The following is a 20,936-nucleotide window of genomic DNA, read 5'->3' as shown; positions in this document are numbered from 1 at the left end:
TCGCCTCTCGTCCCGGTCGGACCACGACCGTCTACAAAAGGGGCCGGAACCGTTGATCAGTTCGGGATCGAGAAATCGTTCCGTAGCCGACCGTTCGGAACGGCAGGGTTGCCATACAGGACGGGTGTCGCCACGCGGTCACGACTCGAGCCGGCTCCGAGCGGTCTCGGACAGCGATATCGACGATCTCAGCATCGGCAACGGTCGAACGTTCGTGGATGGGGTCGATTCACACACCTGTTTTCGGCCGTAAGAGACGGATAACAAACGTGGCCAGTGCCGACGACTGACCAATACATGCGTGTCGAGAGCCCGCCGAACGGGCGCGGTGAGAACGCGTGAACCGCTCGCGACTCGACGTGACGCTCGCGGTCGGCTACCTCGCGGTCGCCGCGGGGATCCTCGTCGCGAGAGCCAACCCCGCGACGGCATACGAGTCCTCGGTGTACACCGGCTCGCCGACGGGAGTCTGGGTCGGGTTCGCGCTCGCGCTCGCGATCGCAGTCGGGACGGCGCTTACCTGTCGCGGCCGGCGGCAGGGGCTCGGCATCGCGCTCGGCGCGATGACGGTCACCGCCGTCGCGAGCCTCCCCGTGATCCGGAACTACCACTTCCTCGGAATGGGCGACTCGATGAGCCATCTGGGGTGGACGCGGGACATCGTCGCCGGCGGGACGGCGCCCCACGAACTGTTCTATCCGGGCCTCCACGCGCTCGCGTCTGTCTTTCACTTCCTCGGTGGCGTCTCGATCGAGCGCGCGCTCCTGTTCGGCATGGTCATCCTGTTCGTCCCGTTCCTGCTTTTCGTCCCCCTGACCGTCCGGGAGATGGCCGACAGCGGGCTCGCGGTCGGGCTCGCCGCGATCGTCTCCTGGATGGTTCTGCCGGTCAACAACATCGCGACCCACATGGCCGTCCACACCAACTCGAACGCGCTGTTTCTCGTCCCACCGGTCGTCTTTGCGGTCGTCGCCTATCTCCGCCGCCGGGCGACCGTCGAGCGGCTCCCGCTCGGACTCTCGCCGTTCAGCGTCCTCCTCGCTCTCACCGCGATCGCGCTCTTGCTGGTCCATCCCCAGCAGATGTTCAACGTCGTCATCCTCATCGGCGCGATCACCGCCGTCCAGTACCTCGCCCGCTGGCGGTTGGACGACCACCCGATGCTCGAGCATCCGACTCTGGCCGCACAGACGCTGCTTCTCGGCGGCCTGTTCGGGCTCTGGGCGCTCGGCAACGAGCGGTTCCGGTCGTCGGCGATCGCGCTCGTCTCCGGACTGCTCGCGGACGACACCGGGGCCGGCAACACGGTGAACCAGCGCGGGACGTCGCTGACGGAGATCGGCGGCAGCCTGCCCGAACTGTTCGTGAAATTGTTCCTCGACGCGGCGATCATCGGCCTCGTCGTCGGCCTCTTCGTGCTGGTCGTCTGGCTCCGCCGCTCGAGCCTCGCGGACGAGCCCCGCACGTTCGTCAACTACGTCTCGCTCGCGCTCGTCCCGCTCGGCGGCCTCTTCGCGGCCTACTTCCTTGGCACGCCGACGATGGCGTTCCGACAGGTCGGCTTCATCTACGTGTTGCTGACGATCCTCGCCGGGATCGCGCTGGCACAGCTGGTCGGCGGGCTTTCGGAGTGGATCACGAGGCCGGGTGCGAACGCCGTCGCGGCGCTCGTCCTCGGCGCCTGTCTCGTCCTCGGGCTGCTCACGATGTTCGCCTCGCCGCTGATCTACAATCCCGGCCAGCACGTAACCCCCGAGATGATGAGCGGCTACGAGGACGGGCTCGAACACGGTGCCAACGGGACGCCGCACGTGGGGATGGGGTACGATCCCTACCGGTACGACCACGGGATCAACGGCCTCGCGGGGAACGACACGCTCAGCAGCGCCTCGGCCGCCACCGGTACGGCCAACGCGACCGTCTTCTCGAGGGGGAACTACAGCGGGGCCTATCCGACCGACGAGTACTACTTCGTCTACACCGAGTGGGACCGGACGAAGGAGATCGAGGTCTACGACCAACTCAACTACCGGCGCGCGGCCCTCGAGGGGATGGACCGATATCGCGGCGCGAACAAGGTCATCTCGAACGACGAGTTCGAGATGTACGCCGTCCGAGACGCGTAACCGACCGTCGTCGGTCTCGGATCGTCGCTCCGGTGGGTCGCCGAAGCAAGCTAACAGGTTGTTTTCCGCCCGCGCGATCGAGAGACATCGAGGACCGCGAGTCGTGATCGATTCGTCATCGCCCGTCGCGCCTACCGGCGTCGCCTCGAGGCCGTCCCGTCCGCTTTCCCGGCGGGTAATCCGACCGTCGACAACCGTTGAAGCGCCGGTAATACGCTATTACGGCCGAAAACGCGACCGTGTGTCGTCGAAACGGTGGCGTCCGTCCCAGACGGAGACACACGGTTTGATCGGAGAGATCGGGCTCGAGCCGGCCAGTGGCCGCTGTATTCCCGTCTTTCCTGCCGAAAAGAGTTGCTTACCGACCGCCGATTCCTCACGATTACGTTCGTAATTTCGTGAGCGTACAGCGGTATATTGTTCGCGATTCTACAGTGTTAGAAATATAGTCTGTAAATTTAAGCCATACCTCCAAGGAAAAGTTTATGGGTGTAAGTCGGAGTTACGCAAGTGTATGGCGCAGAACCCCCGTACGTCCGACACGGAATCTATGCCGACGACAGGCCGTAACAGCGGATTAACCCGCCGAAACTACGTGCGCTCGCTCGCTGCGGTGGCGACCGCGACGACCGCACTCGGTGGAGTCGGCGCGGCCGCGGCCGAGGACGACTACGAGGTCATCGAAGCCCAGGGACAGACGATCTCCCTCGAGGAGGGCGAGACCTGGGAGAACAAACTCATCGACATGACGACCGGCCAGGACATCGTCGTCACGGCCCACAGCAGCGACTGGACGATCCGGAACGTCGGCTTCAAAGGCGAGAACACCTCCGGCACCGGCACCGCGACGTTCGGTATCTCCGATACGGGCAACGGCACCAGCACCGTCGAGAACGTCTACCTCGGTGACGGCGCGAGTACGGGCAATACCAACCCGAACGGCCACGGCCAGACGGCCTTCTGGGTCGCCCCGGACCACAACGGTCATATCGACTTCGAGAACGTCAACATCCAGAACTTCTCGGACAACGCGATCTACGGCTCCGCGCCCGGCAACAAGGGCGGCGGGACGATCCACATCGACAGCAGTTTCGCCGCCAACTGTTACGTCTCGCATTTCCGGCTCGGGACGGAGGGCAGCAAGGTCACCAACTCGAGCGTCTACGTCGACACCAACGAAGGCTACGTCGGCCGCGGGATCTGGGCGTGGGCACCCGGCACGGTCGAGGTCGAGGACTGCCAGATCGAGATGAACGGACAGAACACCGCCATCGACGCGGGTGCAAACGGCAATCCGACCGAGGTCGTCGTTACGGACTCCGAGTACGACGACGGGGCCGGCATCGCCGAACACGCCGGCTCGACGGTCAAACTCGGTGACAACGTGGGGACTGATCCCGAGCCAGTCATTCCCAGCGGCGTTCCGACCTCGCCCGAGGAAGCCGCGTCGGGCGGTTCGGACTGAGCCGCCGACGCCTCTCGTCTCCACATCTCGGCCCCGCTGACGCTTTCCGACCCTCCCCATTACCGCCCCGCTGACGCTTTCTCTCCAACCCCCACCGTCGTCCCCGCTGTTTCTACCACACCGCATTCGGTCCTCCCATCCACGTTCCGCCGCTGAAACTCGAGTAATCAGCTATTACTGACCGAGACCGTTCTCGAGCGGGCCCGGAATCGGCTGCCCGTCTCGGTAATAGCCACTTACCGAACCCGTACGTCGAATTTCGAATTTCGTAAAATACGACACGGAATATCACCGAATCTTCTACGAATCGTGCTGTATGTAGTTACAGTCTGTTAATTTTACGCTAGTAGATGGAGAAAGTTTATACAGGTAGTCTCGTATTACCCGATTGCATGGCACGCGACCCTTCGGTATCGGACGGCGAGTCGTCCCCTTCCCCGGACGGGGAGGCGAGCGACGACGGCGGTAAGAACGGATTACTACACCGGCGATCGTACATGAAGTTGGCCGGTGCGACGACGGCGGCGGCGACGCTGACGGGAGCGGCGGCCGCCGCCGGCGACGAGTACGAGACCATCGAGGCCCGCGGACAGACGATCAGGATCGGCCGCGGTGAAACCTTCGAGAACAAACTGATCGACCTGACCACCGGTGAAGGCTTCCTGCTCTACGTCGAGGGCGCGAACGCGACGATCCGAAACATCGGGTTCGAGGGACTGTACCGGGGCGATTCCTTTATGATCTCGATCAAGGCCGGTGTCGGCGACATTCTCGTCGAGAACGTCTACCTCGGCGACGGCGCGACCAAGGAGGGCTCGAGTTTCGTTCACGGCCCCGGTGGCGTCTTCATGCATCCGGAAAACGATGCCGACGTGACGTTCCGGCACTGCAACGTTCAGGGGTTCCCGAACAACGGCTTTTACTGTTCGAATACGCCCTACGGCGGCAGCGTCCGCTTCGAGCGCTGTTTCGGCAAGAACAACGGCGTCACCACGTTCCGGTGTGGCAGCGCCGACGACGAGATCGTCGACTGCGTCGCATACAACGACGACACCGACTACGGCCCCGGTTACGGCGGCTACGGCGAAACCAGCGGCCGCCCGGTCTGGGTCTGGAACGGCGGGACCGTGACGATCCGCGATTCCCACTTCGCGGCCGGCCCCTACCCCTACGCGCTCGTGGCCGGCGCGAACGGGTCGCCCGGCAGCGTCGACTTCCAAAGCGGCGGCGTCCGCGGCGAGATCCAACGCGCCAGCGGCTCGACGGTCGACGTCGCCAGCACCGTCTCGAGCGACCCCGACCTCTCGGTCCCCGACGGCGTCCCGACGACGCCCGAGGAAGCCGCGACGGGCGATAGCGATGGCTCGAGTGATCCGACCGCCGGTTCGGCCGGCGAGACGGACAGCGACGGGCTACCGAACCTCCTGCTGGTCGACGGCAGTCCGGCGGACGCGACGCGCTACGAGTTCACCGTCGACGGCGACGTCGAGCGCTCGACCGCCGAGGGCGCGTCGATCGACGACGAGGACCGAATCGACGGCTCGGCGGTCCAGGGAAGCGTCGCCGACTGGAAAGACGCCTTCCGTTTTGCCGGCGATCTCACCGAACTGACCGTCGACGGTCCCGGCTCCGTGCTGGTCAACGGCGAGCAGGTCGACCCCGACGACTACGGTTCGGATCTTCCCCACGTTCTCGAGGTCAGCGGCGACGGGACGGCGACGAGCTACGAGATCACCGTCGACGGGACGATCGAACTCGTCGCCGACGACGAGCCGGCTGCGGAGGCCACGACCGTCTCGGGTTCGACCGTCCAGAGTTCGATCACGGACGGCACCCAGACGTTCCGGTTCTCGGGTGCGGTAACCGACGTGACGTTCTCGGACGGGGCTGCGACGATCACGGTCGACGGCGAACCGATCGACCCCAGCGAGTACGGCGATCACGAGATGCTTCCCCACGCGCTGGTCATCGACGGCACCGACGCCGACGGGCCGACGACCTACGCGTTCGAGGTCGACGGCGCGGTCGTCAGATCGGACTATCGCGACGCCTCGATCGACGACGAGGATGTCGTCGAGAACGGAACCGTCCGCGGCGCGGTCGGCAACTGGCTCGATGCCTACTGGTTCGACGGCGATATCGACGATTTCCGACTGCGCGGCGACGCAGCGGTCGACCTGCAGTACAACGCACGCGACCAATAATTCCGAGTGTTTTCTTACTGGTCGCGAGCGCGCGATCCGCCACAGAACGCGGCGACGGCGGACGCGAGCGGTGGCCGGCCCCGTCTCTCGAGACGGCGTGAGAACTGTACGGATCGTCGTCGTATCGAGAAGGCTCCCGCGCCTGGAACAGCTGCTGGCACGCGACTGCTCCGGTACTGGATGACGGTCGTCGGGAGCCAGCCGTGGCTACGGGACCCGGTACCAAAAAGCTTCTCAGCGGTCGGCGGCGATCGGACCGCGACGGAGCGCTCGCGGATCGGGACCGGCCGCTGGAGCGAGGACCCACCGCTCGGTGGGCGAAAGCGGTCGGAAAACGTCCGCAGTGACGGGCGGCGAAACTGACGAACCGAGACCGGCGAATCGAGGATCACTCGATCCGGGAGAGTTTGCCGTCAACGTTGCGCTCCTGATGGCGATTCCGGACGAGGTGGGCACCGGAGAGACAACAGAACGCGGCGACGACGACGGCGGCGAGCGCGGTCATCGGGACGGCAGCAAGCACGGGAAGGCCGAGAGACGCCGCAGCGAGGACGGCAACACCGACCACACTGAGGGCGGCGTACCACCGGTCCCAGCGGTCCTGTCGATGGGTCTCGGTATCGAGATACATCATCAGCAGGTCGGCATTGTCCGACAGCGAGATCAACCCGCGGTCCTGATCGTACTCGACGATGCCAGCGTCGTCCATCTTCGGCAGGTGGGTCTGATAGAGGGCGACGTAGACCCGTTTTCGCTGATCGGAGCTGAGCGCGTTGATATCGGTGTCGTTCTCCCAGGCCGCGATCTGCTCGGCGAGTTCGCCGAGGGTGACCGTTTCGTCGGCTTCCAGCAAGTACGTGAGGACTTCCCGCCGTCTGCGGTTCTTTAATAGTTCGAAAATGACGTCCTTCGAGAGGCGTTCGCCCTCGTCGTCGGCGACCGATGCGATCTCGTCGGGCAACGACGTATCGATCGAGGACATCACCAACTCCCCCCAGTCGTATCGGCCCCATTCGAGCTTGCAGCCCCCTGACTCCGGAACGCCGGATCACCGGCGTATCGACTCGACGACGACCGCTGTACGTTCGAACGGCGGGTCGAAATCACGTTTGACACACCAGGTTGAACACCAACAGAGATACTCTTAAACACGACTACGTTTCGCACCGTCTGCAAAGGAGGTACGGATCGACTTCTCGACCGACCGATAGCGGCGGCTCCTCGAGGGCGAGACGAGCAACGACGACGGCTGTCGAGTCCGGACCGTATCCGGCGATTGCGTGCATATATCGACGACGTACGGGCGAGTAAGGGGTGGAAGGAACGACGACCGTGCGGTGATGGGGTAGAGCGGGACACGGCACTGGTACCGAACGTCTGCTGGGACCGATATAAAATCGAGCGACAGTTCACACACGAAAGAGCAGTTTACGGAATGAAGGGGTGATTTACGTCGGCGACTCGCCGAAACGATCGGGGCGTTTCTTGTTGCATGTGATCATTGGTCATAGTGGGTCGAAACGACCGACAGTCGGTCGTTTCGCCCGGACACGACCGATGGGACACGGTTTCGACTCGACCATCGGGGCTGTTCGCTCGCGGACAGTCGATGGTCGGGTCCTTTCTCTTTGCTTTTCGCTTCGAATCTCCGGGTGGGAACGGTAAGTCGGTGTTTCCGTCGAAACCATGTGAACCCCTTACAGTGCCGGCACGGTTTCGATCGACTACTGATGACGCGGTCTATCATCGATCACGCCAGCGACGAATCACAATCCGAGCAGGTCGAGGCTGGTCTGTGTCCCGACTGTGAGACCGACACGATCGTACACGATCCCGATCGGGGAGAGCGTGTCTGTGAGGAATGTGGGCTCGTCCTGAACGCAGATCCCATCGATTACGGGCCCGAATGGCGGGCGTTCAACGCACAGGAACACGACGAACTCTCCCGGGTCGGCGCGCCCTTGACCCAGTCGATGCACGATCGGGGGCTGACGACGACCATCGACTGGCGAAACAAGGACGCCAACGGGCACTCGATGTCCGCGGACAAACACGGCCAGCTCCATCGACTGCGGGTCTGGCAGGAACGGATCCGAACGAAAAACGCCGGGGAGCGCAACCTCAAGTACGCCCTCTCGGAGATCGATCGAATGGTCAGCGCGCTGGGCGTCCCCAAGCCGGTCAAGGAGACGGCGAGTGTCATCTACCGGCAGGCGCTCGAGCAGGACCTCATCCGTGGGCGATCGATCGAGGGCGTCGCGACCGCCTCGCTGTACACCGCCTGTCGGAAGGAGGACATCCCCCGGAGCCTCGAGGAGGTAACCGCCGTGTCACGCGTCGAGCAACGGGAGATCGGTCGGACCTACCGGTACATCGCGGACGAACTGGGCATCAACTTGGAGCCGACGAACCCCCGCCAGTTCGTCCCGCGGTTCTGTTCGGAACTCGACGTCGGGACGGACGTCGAGACCAAGGCCGTCGAGATCATCGACCGGACGACCGAGCAGGGCCTGCACTCGGGGAAGTCGCCGACCGGGTTCGCGGCCGCGGCCATCTACGCCGCTGGCCTGCTCTGTGACGAGACCATCCCGCAGCGGGCCGTCGCCGACACCGCCCAGACGACCGTCGTCACGGTCCGGAACCGGTACCGGGAGCAACTCGAGGCGATCGATCAGCAGCCGGCTACATAACCGAGCGGTCGTTCTCGCCGTAGAACGCCTCGTCGACCAGCGCGTGCAGGTTGTCGTAGGGAACGAACGCGATGAACTGCTCGTCGTCGTTGTAGAGTTCGACGCCCGTCTCCGTGTGGTCGTACCGGTCGCACTCGATCTGTCCCTCGGGGAGGATCGCGCGGTACATGCTCCATTCGACAGTGCCCAGTCAGATATAGCTATCCGGGCACGTGGCCGGGTTCCCTCGGACGGAGCCGCCGGCCTCGAGCGACCGGTACCCGCGAACGAAATCGGTTTATCCGCACCGCCGTTAAATCGGGCAGTGACCGACGAACGTTCTGCGACGCCCTCCGACGAGCAGCGAAGCGACCCTGACGAGCAGGCCGACGCCGCGTTGACTGCCGGCGACGGCGCGGCGACCGACGCCGACGAAGGGGCGGTCGGTGACGACGCGTTCACCATCGCCGACTTCCACGACGCTAGCCAGCGCGAGGGGCGGCCCGTCCTGACCGCCGCGGCGGTCGCCCGCGCGCTCGAGATTCCCCACGAGGACGCCAGCGACCGGCTCGCGGCGCTGGCCGAGGGAGGCGACATAGAGCGGCTCTCGGTGTCGACCGACCCCGTGGTCTGGTATCCGACGGAACTCGAGGACCTCACGGACCGCGAACGCGTGGTCGTCTTTCCGAAGCGCCGGGAAATCGTCGTCGACCGGCCGGACCAGTTCACGCGCGCACAATTGGCCCAGTTCGCCCACCTGGCCGACGCCAACGGCGACCAGGGATACCGCTACGTCGTCCGGCCCGAGGACGTCTGGAGTACGCCCCACGACAGCTTCGACGACCTCGCCCGGACGATGCGACAGGCGCTCGGCCAGCGCTCCGAGGACTTAGAGGACTGGGTCCACAGCCAGTGGGACCGGGCCCACCAGTTCCGGCTGACCACCCACGAGGACGGCTACACCGTCCTCGAGGCCCAGACCCCCGAGATCATGGGCAACGTCGCCCGCCAGAAACTCGACGAGGAACACGTCCACGCGCCGATCTCCGAGACGGAAGACTGGGTCCGGGAGGGCGCGGAAGCGGCGATCAAGCGGATCCTCTATGAAGCCGGCTACCCGGTCCAGGACCACCGCGACCTCGAGTCCGGCGAGGAGCTATCGATCGAGCTGACGGTGTCGCTCCGGGACTACCAGCGGACGTGGGTCGACCGCTTCGCCGAGGCCGGCGAAGGTGTCTTCGTCGGCCCGCCCGGAAGCGGGAAGACCGTCGCGGCGATGGGCGCGATGGCCCACGTCGAGGGCGAGACCCTCGTCCTCGTACCCAGCCGCGACCTCGCCCAGCAGTGGGCCGACACAATCGTCGAGTACACCTCGCTCGAGCCCCATCAGATCGGCCAGTACCACGGCGGGCAGAAGAACGTCCGTCCGGTGACGATCGCGACCTACCAGATCGCGGGAATGGACCGCCACCGCTCGCTGTTCGACGACCGCGAGTGGGGACTGGTGATCTTCGACGAGTGCCAGCACGTCCCCTCGGACGTCTACCGGCGGAGTACGCACTTGCAGTCCAAACACCGGCTGGGCCTGTCGGCGTCGCCGATCCGGGAGGACGACCGTCAGACCGAGATATTCACCCTCGTCGGCCCGCCGATCGGCACCGACTGGGAGGCGCTGTTCGACGCCGGCTTCGTGGCCGAGCCCGAACTCGAGATCCGCTACGTGCCGTGGGGCGACGACGAACAGCAAAACGCCTACGCGTCGGCCGAGGGCCAGGAGAAGTACCGCATCGCCGCCCGCAATCGGGGCAAGATCGACGAGGTGCGGTACCTGCTGTCGGCCCATCCCGAGGCGAAAGCGATCGTCTTCGTCGATTACCTCGAGCAGGGCCGGGAACTCTCCGCGGCGCTTGACGTCCCCTTCCTCAGTGGAGAGACGCCCCATCACGAGCGCCGGCGGCTGCTCGAGGAGTTCCGACGCGACGAGCGCGATCTGTTGCTGATCTCGCGGGTCGGCGACGAGGGGATCGACCTGCCGACGGCCGATCTGGCCATCGTCGCCTCGGGGCTGGGTGGCTCGCGCCGGCAGGGGACCCAGCGGGCCGGCCGGACGATGCGGCCCGCCGGCGGCGCGCTCGTCTACGTCCTCGCGACGCGGGGCAGCCGTGAGGAGGACTTCGCCCGGAAACAGCTCCAGCACCTGGGCCGCAAGGGGATCACGGTCCGCGAGCAGCGGGTCGAAGACGGTTCGGGCGCGGGCGAGGACGAGGACTGACCGCCGCGACGGCGAATTGCGGCTCGAGCCGAGGCCAATCTTCAAGGTGCCGTGTTCGAACCGTACTGATATGACTGACTCGCGCGTGGCCGGGGTGGGTCGTCGGTGAGCGACGACACCCAGCAGCGCCAGATCCGCGTCGGCGAGACGGCCGATGGAGCGCCGCTCAAACTGCCCGTGATCGAGGTCCTCACCGGCCGCGGGTTCGCGACCGGGAAGAGCGGCTCCGGAAAGTCAAACACCGCGTCGGTCATCGCCGAGGAACTGCTCGAGGCCGGCTATCCGCTGCTCATCGTCGACACCGACGGCGAGTACTACGGCCTGAAAGAGGAGTACGAGATGCTGCACGCGGGGGCCGACGAGGAGTGTGACATCCAGATCGGGCCGGAACACGCCGAGCAGATGGCGACGATCGCGCTCGAGGAGAACGTCCCCGTCATCCTCGACGTCTCGGGCTATCTCGATTCGGACGTGGCCGACGAATTGCTTCGAGAGGTCGCCCGACAGCTGTTCGTCAAGGAGAAGAAGCTCAAAAAGCCCTTCCTGCTCGTCGTCGAGGAAGTCCACGAGTACATCCCCGAGGGCGGCGGCGTCGGCGAGACGGGCAACCTGCTGATCAAGATCAGCAAGCGCGGCCGCAAGCACGGACTCGGAATCTTGGGCATCAGCCAGCGACCCGCCGACGTCAAGAAAGACTTCATCACGCAGGCCAACTGGCTGGTCTGGCACCGGCTGACCTGGGACAACGACACCAAGGTCGTCGGCCGGATCATCGACACCGAGTACTCGGATCTCGTCTCCGAGCTCGACGACGGCCAGGCGTTCGTCCAGACCGACTGGACCGAGACCGACGTCCGAAAGGTCCAGTTCCGGCGCAAGCGGACCTTCGACGCCGGCGCGACCCCCGGCCTCGAGGACGTCGAACGGCCCGAACTCAAGTCCGTCTCCGACGCGCTGGTCGGGGACCTCCAGCAGATCTCCGAGCGCAAGGACCGCGAACAGGACCGGATTCAGGAACTCGAGACCGAACTCGAAAAGAAGGAGAAACGGATCGAGACCTTAGAGGACGAACTCTCGTCGGCGCGGGACGTCTCGAGCGCGGCCAGACAGATGGCCGACGCCTTGCAAAACACCGAGACGGTCCAATCTCAGCTGCCGGAGGGCGGCGGGGACCTGCGCCGGCTCCACGAGGAGATCGCCGATCTCGAGGACGAACGCGACGAGTTACGCGCGCGGCTCGCGGACCGCGACGAGCGCATCGAGGCGCTCGAGGGCGAACTCGAGGACCGGACCAACGAACTCGAGCGGCTCCGCGGGGAGAACGAGCAGTTGCGGGAGGTCGTCCGCGAGCGCGCGGCGAGACGCGAGGAGGACTCGGGTGGCGACGGGCGCGGAGCCGAAAACGCCGGGGCGGAGTCGGCCGGCGGGGACGAGTCCGAAATCGTCCAAGCCGGCGGCGACGCCGTCGAGTTCGGGTACATGTCCGACGACGACGATAGGGAGAGAGACTCGAGCGGCGGAACCGATACCGATTCGTCCGGGTCGGAGGAGGGAGTCGTCATCGCGGACGAGGACCGTCGCATCGGAGAGATACTCGAGACGGACCTCGAGGACCGACTCGCCCGCGCCTGTGAGGGGTCGCAGTGTTCGGTCGAGACGGCCGAAGCGATCGTCGAACTGTTCGCGCGGACCGGCCCGCTCCGGACCGAAACCGTCGCCGCCCGGGTCGATCGGTCGCGGGTCGCGGTCCAGAGTCTCGTCTCGGAGCTGCGAACCGAGGGCGTCCTCGAGCGGGCGGGCGAGCGGACCTACACGCTACACGAGAACGTCCGGGCAGAGTTGCGGAGTGCGACCCCCAGCGAGTGATCGGCCTCCGACCCGCTATCTCACCGCCGTCGGAACGTCACCGTCGGCCCCGGAGTCGATCGCCGACGGTTTCGATCGCGCTCGGCTCGATTCCCTGGTGGACCGGCAGGGCGACGACCGACTCGGCGTAGCGGTTCGCCGTCTCGTAGGCGTCGTCGCCCCGCACCGACTCCCGGAGGATCGGCCAGCCGTGGGCACCGGCGACGCCAGCGTCCTCGAGGTCGGCGAGAAACGACGACGAGTCGTCCGCTAGCACGGGATATTCGTAGGGGCTGATTCCGGTCGGTAGCTCCTCGTACAGCGGGGCGAGGTCGTCGCGGTCGGCCAGCGCGCGGTCCCACGCCCGGAAGTTCTCGCGGCGGGCGGTCCGGATCGCGTCCGGATCGGCGGCATCGGTGACGGCCGCCGAGAGCTTCGACATCGGTGCCTTCGCGGCCTCGTATCTGGCGATCGGATCGACGCTCGAGACATCGTCGTCGTCGAGGAACGACTCGATCGATCGGTAGAGTGGGTCGAGTGCGGTTTCGGCGACCGACGTGGCGAGATATCGATAGTCATCGGCACCGAACCGGTCCGCCCTGCCGGCCAGCGACGACGGCTCGAACGCCGCTTCCACCTCGTCGCTGGCCCGGTAGAGGACGGCACCGTCGGGGACCGGCAGCAGCTTCCGCAGCGTCGTGAACCCGAGGTCGCCGTGGGTACCAAGCAGCCGGCCGTCCGCGACGCTGAGCGGCCCGTGGGCGTTGTCGTCGACGTGGTAGCAGCCGTACTCGTCGGTCAGGTCCGAGAGCCGCTCGAGGCCGGGCTGGGGGAACCCGAAGTAGTTGACCGAGGTGACGGCGACGGTGTCCTCGTCCAGTCGGGATTCGAGGTCGGCGAAATCGGGTGCGAGCGACGGCTCGAGGGCGTAGAACCGGGGCTCGAGCCCGAGTTCGCGGAACGGTTCGACGACGGCCGGCGAGAGGTAGGCGGGAACGAGGACGTTGCCACCGGGTTCGACGAGGCCGTCGAGGCCGTCCCGAAGCGCGACCTTGCCGGCACCGTAGTAGGAGTAGCCGACGCCGGGAGCGTGGCGCTCGACGTAGGCGTCGATCCCCTCGCCGTCCGACCGGGAGAGCGAGGCGTCGAACACCGACGGGGTCGCACTGATCATGCCTGCGGTCGCGGGCGGTCAGTAGGAGAGAGGGTCATCAGCGAGAGACGGTTCGTCCGTGCCCTTAGTGATGCGGAGGGTACAGAGTTAGCGCCAGTGAGAAACCGGGACTTACAGCCGCGCTGTCGGTCGCGCAGTTCGCTCGCGTTCCGAGACGGTCGCTGCCAGCATCGGCTTACAGCGTCCCAGTACTTGCATAACAAAGCCCGGCCGCCGGCACAACGCCACCATGGCAGGTTCGACGGATGGAGACGACCTTCGGCTGCTCGTCGTCGGGCTCGACGCCGGCTGTCTGCCGATACTCGAGCCGCTGTTCGAGTCGGGCGAGCTGCCGACGCTACGGGGGTTGTTCGCGGAGGGGACGGCGGGACCGCTCGAGTCGCAGATCCCGCCGTGGACCGCGAGCGCCTGGCCGTCGCTGTACACCGGCAAGAACCCGGGCAAACACGGCGTCTACGACTTCCTTACCTTCGACGGCTACGACTGGGACGTGGTCAACGCGACCCACGTCCGGGCGCGACCGATCTGGGAACTGCTGAGCGATCACGGCCGCTCGAGCGTCGTCGTCAACGTCCCCGTGACCCATCCGGCACGGGAGTTCGACGGCGCACTGATACCGGGGCTGACCGCCCCCGAGGAACCGGCCTGTCACCCCGAGGGGATCCTCGAGGACGTCAAGCTCGCATGCGGGGGCGAGTACTGGATCTACCCCCAGAGCGGGCCGGTGCCGGACCGATCGATCGAGGGCTACGAGCGGACGATCGAACTCCGGGGGAAGGCGTTTCGCTACCTCGCCCGGCGGTTCGACCCCGACTTCGGCTTTCTGCAGTTCCAGCAGACGGACTCGGTGTTTCACGAACGACCGGGCGACAAGCGGGCGATCGAGGCCGTCTACCGGGAGGTAGATCGACAGGTGGCCGAAACCATCGAGCGGACCGAGCCGGCGAACGTGCTGGTCGTCAGCGACCACGGGATGGGGAAAGTGACCGGCGACGAGTTCCGAGTCAACGAGTATCTCCGTGACGAGGGCTACGTCAGCGCCCGCAGCGGCGGCGAGGGGATGCCCGATTGGTCGAAGACCTGGGAGAACGACCTCCTCTACGGTTCCGAAGCCGGCGACCGGGAACCGAGCGCCATCGAACGGGCGCTCAACGCCGCCGCGACGGTCGGACTCACGACCCAGCGGATCGCGAGCGCGCTCGATCGGGTCGGCCTGAAGGAACCGATCGGCAAGCGGGTTCCCAACGACGCCATCCGGGCGGCGAGCGAGCAGGTCGATTTCCCCGACTCGAGGGCGTACGTCCGCTCGAAGAGCGAACTCGGCGTCCGGATCAACCTCGAGGGACGGGAGCCCGACGGCACGGTCCCGCCCGAGGCGTACGAGACCGTTCGGGAAGAGCTCATCGCGTCGCTGTCGGCCGTCCGAACCCCCGATGGCGAGCCGATGTTCGAGGCCGTCGAGCCCCGGGAGACTTACTTCGAGGGACCACACGTCGAGGCAGCACCGGACGTGATGACGATCCCCGCGGGGTTCGACAACGCCATCGCCGCCGATCTCGGCAGGGAGCGGTTCGGCGAGCCGATGGAGCCGTGGAACCACAAGCGGACCGGCGTCGTCGCGGCCGCCGGCCCGGCCTTCGACGCGGCCGCCGACCTCGAGGGGGCGACGATCTTCGATATCGCGCCGACGATCTGTTCGCTGTTCGACGTCCCGGTCGACGACGACATGGACGGCGGGCCGCTGTCGGCCGTCGACGGCGGTCGTCGGCGAGCGTATCCGGCCTACGATCCGGACCCGATCACCGCGACCGACGACGGAACCGTCGAAGACCGACTCTCGGACCTCGGATATCTATGAGCATCGAGATACGGCAGTTCGATCCGCGAACCGACGCCGACGAGTGGAACCGCTACGTCGAGCGATCCGACGGGACGAACCCGTTCTTCCGGGCGGAAGCACTGGCGTTGCAAGGCGAGGAAACCGACACGACACCCCATCTCCTCGCCGGGTTCAAGGGACAGGAACCCGTCGGGGTCTTTCCCGTCTTCGAGTACGCGAAGGGGCCGATCACCGGCGCGTTCTCGCCGGCCCCGCACTCGTGGACGTCCTACCTCGGGCCCGCCCTGTTGAACGTCGAGAAACTCAAACGCCGCAAGGCCGACCGCCGGATCAAGCGCTTCCTCGAGGGCTGTCTCGAGTGGATCGAGGAGACCATCTCGCCGCTGTACAGCAAGTTCGTCACCGGTGCCGCGTTCGACGACATCCGGCCGTTCCGCTGGAACGAGTACGACGTCGTCCCCGGTCACACCTACGTCGTCGACCTCGAGGGCAGCGAGGAGGAGCTGTTGAAGCGGTTCAGCAGTGACGCTCGCAGCAACGTCCGCAACGCCGACGACGACGCGTACGTCATCGAGGAGGGCGACGGCGACGACGTCGAACGCATCGTCGAGAAGGTCCGGCAGCGCTACGAGAGCCAGGATCAGCCGTTCCGGCTGCGGCCCGGCTTCGCGCGGTCGCTGTACGAGACGCTGCCCGAGGGCGCGATCCGGCCCTACGCCTGTCGGGTCGACGGCGAGTTCCTCGGCGGCATCCTCGTCGTCGAGTCCGACCGCACCCGCTACCGGTGGCAAGGCGGCGTCAAGCCCGACGTCGACGTCGATATCGCGATCAACGACCTCCTGGACTGGCACGTCATGCGCGACGGGCTCCGCGAGGGGATCGACGAATACGACCTCGTCGGGGCCGGCGTCCCCAGTATCAACCGCTACAAGGCCAAGTTCAACCCCCGCCTCGAGACCCACTACGAGATCACGCGAGGCGCGTTCGGGATCGATCTCCTCGTCGATCAGTATCAGAAACACCGGTAACGCCGAGGGCGTGACGCCGCCGCGATCACAGCGCAACCGTTCGGTTCGCACTGAGCGACGCGTCGCAGTCAGTCCGCGCGCTCGCTCGGTTGCGGTCGGTTTTCGGAGACGGACCGGCGGGCCACGAAGACGAGCGCCAGCAGCGTCAGCACCGCCGCGACCGCCAACGGTCCCGTTCCCGCCGAGAGTCCGACGAGCGCCGTGACGTCGGCGTAGAACGTAAAGAGGAGAAACGCCGGAAAGATGGTCCCGATCGCGTATCGCCACGGGACCACCAGCGGGCGTGAGAACCGTCCCGCACCTTCGAGATACTCCTCGATCGCGGCCGGGCCGAGAACCCAGGCGGTGTAGGTCATGAACCCGGTCAGGCCGAGTATCAGGAGGAGGTTGACGAGCTGGTCCGCAAACAGCGTAAACACCGCGGGGCTGAACGCGTTGACGCCGCCGGTGACGACGACCAGCGCGAACAGTCCCCGGGTGGCCGTCGACCGCTCGAGGTCGAACTCGTCGACCAGAAACGAGACCGGAATCTCGAGCATGCTGATCAGACTCGTCAGGGCTGCGAGGAGAACGACGAGGAAGAAGACCGCGCCGAGGAGCCGCCCGCCGGGCAGGCTCGCGAACGCGCCGGCGATCCCGATGAACAGGGCACCGGGGCCGCCAGCAGTCGGTCCCGGCGCGAACGAGAACAACAACGGGAACACCACGAGTCCGGCCAGGATGCCGATACCGAGATTGAACACGGCGATAGCCGAGGCGTCGAGTGGAAGCGAGCGGTCGTCGTCGATGTAGGAGGCGTAGGTGATCATCGTCCCGCTGCCGATCGAGAGGGTAAACAGCGCCTGGCCGGCGGCTGCGCCCAGTACCGAGAGGAAGTTCGCCGCGAGGTACGCCCCGTCGAACGCGAGGTAGAACTCGTATCCCTGCGCAGCGCCGGGTTGGCGGGCCGCCCAGATCGCGAGTCCGACGAGCAACACGACGACGCCGGGGATCATCACCCTCGTCGACGCCTCGATGCCGCGTCTGATCCCCGCGGCGACGATCAGCGACGTGGCCGCGAGGACGGCGAGTTGGTAGCCGAACGCTTCGGCACCGTAGCTGATCGCCGCGAAGTGGGTTTCGGGGGCCGCGAAATAGGCACCCGTCGCGCTCTCGAGGAAGTACCGGAGGATCCACCCGCCGACGACGCTGTAGAACGACATCAGCATGATCGAGGTGACGACACAGAGGACGCCCAACACCGTCCAGAAGCGAGATCCGGAGAGCGATTTGAACGCCCCCACGGGGTTCCGGTTCGACCGGCGGCCGATCACGAACGCGGCCAGTAATCCCGGTACCCCGACGAGGAGAACGATGAGCAGATACAACAGCAGAAAGGCACTCCCGCCGTTCTCCGCGGTCATCCAGGGAAATCGCCAGATGTTCCCCAGTCCGATCGCGCTTCCGACCGCGGCCAAAATGAATCCGGCCCGGCTCGTCCAACTCTCACGTACCATTCTGTCTCAGGAAATCGACTCGGCGAGCATAAGAATTGTTTATCAGTGCCATACCCCCATTCGCAGTGACATGGGAGCGGGGACTCCGATACGACGCGTACCCGGGTCAGTTCTCGCCCGTCAGTACCGACTTGCAGTGGCTACGATGGGAACGCGGCAACGCCGGCGAAACGGGGGCACCGAGACTACTCTCGGATCCGGTAGGTCGACTGGCGCGCGTCCTCGAGACAGACGCGACTGGCGACCAGTTCCCGATCCTCGAGTTTCCCGAGGGCGTAGCGAACGGTCCGGGGACAGAGCCGCGACTCGGCTGCGATGCCCTCCTGTGTGAGCGGTTCCTCGTACTCGAGGACCTTGTAGACGAGTTTCGCACTGGGCGGGAGGTCGTCGAGCGAGACGTCGGTCCCGGGATCGTCACCGTGGGTGTCGGACTCGGTCGCGCTCATACGGTTCGACTCGATCGGACGGCCGCTGGCTGTGTCGGTCCCATGCTGTTCGATCCTACCCGCGTCGGTCATATATACGGCCCAGACAGTTCAGCCAGACAGGCGGATGCTAACCGGTCGTATCGACGTGACAGACGACCGGACACGGACGGCCGACGGCCACCCCACGACCCCCGTCGAAAACGGCGATCCTAGCCGGTGCTACCCCACTCGTCGGCTGGTTAATCCACACATAGTAAGGCACTCGCCCCACGCAGAGAATCGTATGTTTGGAACGAGCGGTATTCGTGGCCGGGTCGGTGACGAGGTGACGGCGGCGACCGCCCTCGAGGTCGGTCGCGCGGTCGCGTCCGAGGGGTACGACCGCGTCGTCGTCGGACGGGACGTTCGCGAGAGCGGGGCAATGCTCGTCGACGCCGTCGCGGCGGGGCTGTGTGAGTGTGGCGCCAATGTCGTGACGGTGGGCGTCGAGGCGACGCCGACGGTCGCCCGCGCGATCGATCATCTCGAGGCCGACGCTGGCGTCGTGATCACGGCGTCGCACAACCCGGCGACGGACAACGGGATCAAGCTCTGGACGCCGTCGGGGAAGGCCTTCGGTCCCGACCAGCGCGAGGCGATCGAGCGGCGGGTCCGCGAGGACGACTACGAGCTGGCCGACTGGGAGGGAATCGGCGACCGGACCCATCGCGCGGGCGTTCGTGACCACCACGCCGACGAACTCAAAGCAGCGGTCGACCTCGAGCGGACGCCAAGCGTTGTCGTCGATATCGGCAACGGTACCGGCGGGGTGACGGCATCGGTCCTCGACGAACTGGGCTGTCAGGTGCAGACGCTCAACGGGCAGCGGGACGGCTCGTTTCCCGGCCGACCGAGCGAGCCGACCGCCGAGACCCTCGAGACGCTGTCGACGCTGGTCGCGGAAACGGACGCGGAGATCGGACTGGCCCACGACGGCGACGCGGATCGGATGCTGGCGGTCGACGAAACCGGGGCGTTCGTTCCGAAAGACGTCCTCCTTGCACTGTTCGCCCGGGACGCGGCCGGCGAGGGCGACCGCGTCGCCGCACCGGTCGATACCAGCCTCGCGGTCGACGACGCGCTCGCGGCGGTCGGTGCATCGGTGACCCGGACGCGGGTCGGGGACGTCTACGTCGCCGAGCGGACGACCGAGCCGGACGTAGTCTTCGGCGGCGAACCGAGCGGCGCGTGGATCTGGCCGACAGAAACCCGGTGTCCGGATGGGCCGCTCGCGGCCTGTACGTTAGTTGAACTGGTCGCGGATCGGGGATCGCTGTCGGACCTCGTCGGAGAAATCGAGCGGTATCCGATCCGGCGAACGTCGGTCGAAGTCGAAGACAAGCGGGCCGCGATGGCCGCCGTTCGACGGCGGGTCGACGAGCGATACGACGAGGTCGATACGCTCGACGGCGTCAGAGTCGAGACCGAGGCGGGCTGGTTCCTGCTTCGTGCGAGCGGGACCCAGCCGCTGATCCGGGTCACCGCGGAGGCACGATCGCCGGCCGACGCCGACGATCTGTTCGACACCGCCCAGTCGCTGCTCGCCGAGGCCATCCCTTCGTCAGCGTAGGCGGCGACAGTACGACGGGAGAACGGTGCGACTCGAGGTGTGAGCGGAACAACGGTGCGACGACGACTACGATCCGGTCGAAAACGTCGGTTATCTGGCTTCTTTCGGGATGAAATCGGAAGTCTTCATCTCGCGGTAGGTCGCACAGTCCGGACAGGCGTGGACGACGTCGCGGTTGTCGCCGAACACGCGAGCGAACTGGCGGGTCACCTGATTCCCACAGTTGACACATCGGGGGGCTGTCGTTTGCTGGCCGGCCGTCATGGGCGTCCAGTTGGCGGATGGGTCCGTCGACATCAACAGTCCGTAGCGACAGAACGGTATTTACTATAGACCGCATAATGCCGGTCGCAGCAGGGGATTGCAACGCGATCCCGGAACGGCTCGAGTCGGAAGACTGTTCGAGGATCGGGAGTGTGAGCCACGGAGCCGCGGGAAATACGATATTAAACGCGAGTAACAACGTCTTTATCGCCGTCCAAGTCCGTTCGAACTCGCACGAACCAAACCGAGAGACGGGTCTCGATAGGAAGGCGTGAACCGTCGTCACGAGACCGACACCCAACTCGTCGCGACCCGGCGGATCGCGACCGACGAAGCGACGGCCGTAGCTATCAGGTGTGCCATTTATACGAGCGGCAAACACCTAGGCTAACCGGAGGGTATCGATCGATACCCAGGTTCCGGTGGGCGCCACCGGCGACCTCGATCGCCAGCGTGACCCTCCACGTTCGATTCCGATGTCGTTCGAGTACGGGTCGCGATCGACGACGCCGTGCG

15 protein-coding genes are annotated in these 20,936 nt (G+C 66.0%); 9 read left to right on the top strand and 6 right to left on the bottom strand.

Going from position 1 to position 20,936, the window contains the following annotated elements:
• Positions 1-338 precede the first annotated feature (338 nt).
• The 3 genes from ACERIM_RS15215 (at position 339) to ACERIM_RS15205 (ending at position 5,795) form a co-directional block, all read left to right on the top strand.
• A complete protein-coding gene (locus tag ACERIM_RS15215; RefSeq protein WP_373633341.1) occupies positions 339-2,126 on the top strand; it encodes a hypothetical protein in 1,788 nt (595 codons plus the stop codon).
• A gap of 514 nt (positions 2,127-2,640) precedes the next feature.
• Positions 2,641-3,591: a hypothetical protein gene (locus ACERIM_RS15210; RefSeq protein WP_373633340.1), complete on the top strand. Its 951-nt coding sequence runs from the start codon at positions 2,641-2,643 to the stop codon at positions 3,589-3,591.
• Positions 3,592-3,983: 392 nt separating this feature from the next.
• Positions 3,984-5,795, top strand: a complete 1,812-nt coding sequence (locus ACERIM_RS15205) for a hypothetical protein (protein ID WP_373633339.1) — start codon at positions 3,984-3,986, stop codon at positions 5,793-5,795.
• 388 nt (positions 5,796-6,183) lie between these two features.
• Here the strand turns inward: ACERIM_RS15205 and ACERIM_RS15200 are convergent, their stop codons facing one another.
• Positions 6,184-6,777 carry a hypothetical protein gene (locus ACERIM_RS15200; RefSeq protein WP_006179618.1) on the bottom strand — a complete coding sequence of 198 codons (594 nt, stop codon included), beginning with the start codon at positions 6,775-6,777 and terminating at the stop codon, positions 6,184-6,186.
• 748 nt (positions 6,778-7,525) lie between these two features.
• Between ACERIM_RS15200 and ACERIM_RS15195 the strand changes: the two genes are divergently transcribed.
• On the top strand, positions 7,526-8,485 hold the full coding sequence (locus tag ACERIM_RS15195; protein WP_006179619.1) for a transcription initiation factor IIB family protein: 960 nt from the start codon (positions 7,526-7,528) through the stop codon (positions 8,483-8,485).
• On the opposite strand, the gene ACERIM_RS15190 is transcribed toward ACERIM_RS15195, so the two are convergent.
• On the bottom strand, positions 8,478-8,654 hold the full coding sequence (locus ACERIM_RS15190; RefSeq protein WP_373633338.1) for a hypothetical protein: 177 nt from the start codon (positions 8,652-8,654) through the stop codon (positions 8,478-8,480). The two genes, ACERIM_RS15195 and ACERIM_RS15190, sit on opposite strands and share 8 nt — an antisense overlap.
• A 135-nt stretch (positions 8,655-8,789) precedes the next feature.
• Here ACERIM_RS15190 and ACERIM_RS15185 point away from each other — a divergent pair, with 135 nt between their 5' ends.
• Positions 8,790-10,736, top strand: coding sequence for a DEAD/DEAH box helicase family protein (locus ACERIM_RS15185; protein WP_373633337.1), 1,947 nt, complete (start codon positions 8,790-8,792; stop codon positions 10,734-10,736).
• Positions 10,737-10,841: 105 nt separating this feature from the next.
• The gene (locus ACERIM_RS15180) at positions 10,842-12,602 is read left to right on the top strand and encodes a helicase HerA domain-containing protein (RefSeq protein WP_373633336.1); all 1,761 of its coding nucleotides are present in this window, start codon (positions 10,842-10,844) and stop codon (positions 12,600-12,602) included.
• A gap of 37 nt (positions 12,603-12,639) precedes the next feature.
• On the opposite strand, the gene ACERIM_RS15175 is transcribed toward ACERIM_RS15180, so the two are convergent.
• Entirely contained in the window at positions 12,640-13,755 is a 1,116-nt protein-coding gene (locus ACERIM_RS15175) for a DegT/DnrJ/EryC1/StrS family aminotransferase (protein WP_373633335.1), read from the bottom strand.
• Between the two features lie 229 nt (positions 13,756-13,984).
• On the opposite strand from ACERIM_RS15175, the gene ACERIM_RS15170 reads away from it, so the two are divergent.
• Positions 13,985-15,613, top strand: coding sequence for an alkaline phosphatase family protein (locus tag ACERIM_RS15170; protein WP_373633334.1), 1,629 nt, complete (start codon positions 13,985-13,987; stop codon positions 15,611-15,613).
• On the top strand, positions 15,610-16,623 hold the full coding sequence (locus ACERIM_RS15165) for a GNAT family N-acetyltransferase (protein ID WP_049966322.1): 1,014 nt from the start codon (positions 15,610-15,612) through the stop codon (positions 16,621-16,623). The genes ACERIM_RS15170 and ACERIM_RS15165 overlap by 4 nt, the downstream gene beginning before the upstream one ends.
• A 68-nt stretch (positions 16,624-16,691) precedes the next feature.
• Here ACERIM_RS15165 and ACERIM_RS15160 read toward each other — a convergent pair whose 3' ends face one another.
• Both ACERIM_RS15160 and ACERIM_RS15155 read right to left on the bottom strand, forming a co-directional pair.
• Complete coding sequence (locus ACERIM_RS15160; protein ID WP_373633333.1) at positions 16,692-18,119, bottom strand: sodium-dependent transporter; 1,428 nt, start codon at positions 18,117-18,119, stop codon at positions 16,692-16,694.
• Between the two features lie 185 nt (positions 18,120-18,304).
• Positions 18,305-18,565: a helix-turn-helix domain-containing protein gene (locus ACERIM_RS15155; protein WP_049966320.1), complete on the bottom strand. Its 261-nt coding sequence runs from the start codon at positions 18,563-18,565 to the stop codon at positions 18,305-18,307.
• A gap of 265 nt (positions 18,566-18,830) precedes the next feature.
• Here ACERIM_RS15155 and glmM point away from each other — a divergent pair, with 265 nt between their 5' ends.
• The gene (gene glmM, locus ACERIM_RS15150) at positions 18,831-20,156 is read left to right on the top strand and encodes a phosphoglucosamine mutase (RefSeq protein WP_006650332.1); all 1,326 of its coding nucleotides are present in this window, start codon (positions 18,831-18,833) and stop codon (positions 20,154-20,156) included.
• Positions 20,157-20,246: 90 nt separating this feature from the next.
• Here the strand turns inward: glmM and ACERIM_RS15145 are convergent, their stop codons facing one another.
• Positions 20,247-20,453, bottom strand: a complete 207-nt coding sequence (locus ACERIM_RS15145) for a hypothetical protein (RefSeq protein ID WP_006179629.1) — start codon at positions 20,451-20,453, stop codon at positions 20,247-20,249.
• Positions 20,454-20,936 lie beyond the last annotated feature (483 nt).

The sequence above is a fragment of the Natrinema sp. H-ect1 genome (assembly GCF_041821105.1).
Taxonomy (GTDB): Archaea; Halobacteriota; Halobacteria; order Halobacteriales; family Natrialbaceae; genus Natrinema; species Natrinema thermotolerans.
Note: the sequence above shows the minus strand (reverse complement) of the source record. Positions and strands in the feature narration are given on the sequence as shown.